Raw genomic sequence first — 3,240 nt, 5'->3', positions numbered from 1 at the left:
AAAAAAAGAGCCCATAACTAAGATAACTGTAAAAAGTTAAAATAGATAAGGGCTTAAAAAGACTCAAGAGCTGGCAGAGGCCTACGTTTCCACAAGTGAAACCTGCAGTATTATCAGCGCAGAAGTGCTTGACTTCCAGGTTCGGAATGGATCTGGGTATTTCCACTTCGCTATATCCACCAGCAATATGAGTATACAATGAATCTCTTTATTCACTCTATACTCATATTTTGAGTATATATTGTTAAAGTCTTTTACACAACTGTCTTACTAAACTTAATAAGATAGTAAACCAAGTTAATTAATAAGCCAAACGATCTATTAGTACTAGTCAGCTAAACGTCTTACAACGCTTACACATCTAGCCTATCAACCAGCTAGTCTTGCTGGGATCTTCAGGGAAAGTTCATCTTGAAGTTGGCTTCGAGCTTAGATGCTTTCAGCTCTTATCTCATCCGTACGTAGCTACCCAACGATGCTCTTGGCAGAACAATTGGTACACCAGTGGTACGTTCATCCCGGTCCTCTCGTACTAGGGACAAATCTCCTCAACTTTCCTACGCCCACGGAAGATAGGGACCGAACTGTCTCACGACGTTCTGAACCCAGCTCGCGTACCGCTTTAAATGGCGAACAGCCATACCCTTGGGACCTGCTCCAGCCCCAGGATGCGATGAGCCGACATCGAGGTGCCAAACCTCCCCGTCGATGTGAGCTCTTGGGGGAGATCAGCCTGTTATCCCCGGCGTACCTTTTATCCTTTGAGCGATGGCCCTTCCACTCAGAACCACCGGATCACTATGACCGACTTTCGTCTCTGCTCGAGTTGTCTCTCTCACAGTCAAGCTAGTTTATGCCATTATACTCAGCTGGCGATTTCCATCCGCCATGAACTAACCTTTGTAAGCCTCCGTTACTTTTTAGGAGGCGACCGCCCCAGTCAAACTACCCACCAGACATTGTCCTGAAACAAGTTTATTGTTCCCAGTTAGTAACTCAAATATTCAAGGGTGGTATCTCAAGGGTGGCTCATACTCTACTGGCGTCTAGTAATCAAAGCCTCCCACCTATCCTGCACATGAATATCCAAGCTACAGTGTCAAGCTGTAGTAAAGGTGCACGGGGTCTTTCCGTCTTTCCGCGGGTAGGAGGAATTTTCACCTCCACTACAATTTCACTGGATCCCTGGTTGAGACAGCTCCCATCTCGTTACGCCATTCATGCAGGTCGGTATTTAACCGACAAGGAATTTCGCTACCTTAGGACCGTTATAGTTACGGCCGCCGTTTACTCGGGCTTCGATCAAACGCTTCGCTTACGCTTACGTCATCAATTAACCTTCGAGCACCGGGCAGGCGTCACACCTTATACATCCACTTACGTGTTAGCAAAGTGCTGTGTTTTTGGTAAACAGTCGGGAGGGACTCTTTGTTGCAACCTCTTTAGCTTTCGAGAGTTAATCTCTATACCAAAGTAGGCACACCTTATACCGAAGATACGGTGCTAGTTTGCAGAGTTCCTTAACCAGGGTTCTTCCACGCGCCTTAGAATACTCATCCCACCTACCTGTGTCGGTTTGCGGTACGGGCAACAATTAATATACTTAGTGGCTTTTCTTGGCACGACAGTATCATCGATTCCAAACGCACTCCGAAGAGTTTGTTCGGCCTGTTAGATCTCGGTCTAATGTAATCCGGATTTGCCTAAATTACAACCTACGTCCTTCGACCCACACTTCCATCAGTGAGCTCGATTAACTCTATGCGTCCCCACATCGCGCTTAATTGTTGGTATTGGAATATTAACCAATTTCCCATCGTCTACCCCTTTCGGACTCGACTTAGGCCCCGACTAACCCTACGATGACGAGCATCGCGTAGGAAACCTTGGGTTTTCGGCGTTGAGGATTCTCACCTCAATTATCGCTACTCATGCCTGCATGCTCACTTCTATCCGCTCCACCACTCCTCGCCGGTATGGCTTCAACGCTGAATAGAACGCTCTCCTACCACTCAAGTCAAACTTGAGTCTAAAGCTTCGGTGTACATCTTAGCCCCGTTATATTTTCCGCGCAGAATCACTAGACCAGTGAGCTGTTACGCTTTCTTTAAAGGATGGCTGCTTCTAAGCCAACCTCCTGGTTGTCACAGTAACTCCACATCGTTTTCCACTTAGATGTAACTTTGGGACCTTAGCTGTTAGTCTGGGTTGTTCCCCTCTCGACATAGGATTTTATCACCCTACGCCTGACTCCCTAGATTACACATGTAGTATTCGAAGTTTGATAGGGTTTGGTACCGCGGTAAGCAGCCCTAGCCCATTCAGTGCTCTACCCCTACATGCTACTACTAGAGGCTATACCTAAATATATTTCGGAGAGAACCAGCTATCACGAAGTTTGATTGGCCTTTCACCCCTATCCACAGGTCATCCGGGGGCTTTTCAACGCCCATCGGTTCGGTCCTCCACTGGCTCTTACACCAGCTTCAACCTGCCCATGGATAGATCACTTCGTTTCGGGTCTGCAGCATCTGACTATTTCGCCTTTTAAGACTCGCTTTCGCTACGGCTTCGTACTTGACTTAACCTTGCCAGATACCACAACTCGCAGGCTCATTATGCAAAAGGCAGTCCGTCACCCTGATAAATCATAGGGCTCCGAATGATTGTAAGCTAATGGTTTCAGGTTCTATTTCACTCTCCTCACTGGAGTACTTTTCACCTTTCCCTCACGGTACTTGTTCACTATCGATCTGTAAGTAGTATTTAGGGTTGGAGGGTGGTCCCCCCGGATTCAGTCAAAATATCACGTGTTCCGACCTACTCAGGAATCCAATAGAGCTATTGAAAATTTCGTATACAGGAGTTTCACCTTCTATGCTATAGCTTTCCAACTATTTCTACTATTCTCTTTAGTCTCTTATTTTGGTCCTACAACCCCCTATGCAAGCATAGGGTTTGCCCTCTTCCGATTTCGCTCGCCGCTACTCTCGGAATCTCTTTTGATTTCTCTTCCTGTGGTTACTGAGATGTTTCACTTCACCACGTTCGCCTCCCTTTCGGGATAACATATATCTCTATATGCTGGGTTGTCCCATTCGGAAATCTCTGGATCAATGCCTCTTGACGGCTCCCCAAAGCTTATCGCAGTCTAGTACGTCCTTCTTCGCCTCTTACAGTCTAGGCATCCACCATTAGCCCTTAATAGCTTATTTTTGTTAGTTAAGTTCTCACTTAACC

2 rRNA genes are annotated in these 3,240 nt (G+C 46.5%); both read right to left on the bottom strand.

Annotated features, from left to right (window positions below):
• Window positions 1-68 precede the first annotated feature (68 nt).
• Window positions 69-184 (bottom strand): 5S ribosomal RNA (gene rrf, locus CP960_RS11190).
• A 116-nt stretch (window positions 185-300) separates the two neighbouring features.
• Window positions 301-3,215: ribosomal RNA gene (locus CP960_RS11185) — 23S ribosomal RNA — on the bottom strand.
• Between the last annotated feature and the right edge of the window lie 25 nt (window positions 3,216-3,240).

The organism is Malaciobacter halophilus, from assembly GCF_002837275.1.
Classification (GTDB): domain Bacteria; phylum Campylobacterota; class Campylobacteria; order Campylobacterales; family Arcobacteraceae; genus Malaciobacter; species Malaciobacter halophilus.
The sequence above is the reverse complement of the archived record's forward strand: the minus strand, read 5'-3'. Positions and strand labels throughout refer to the sequence as shown.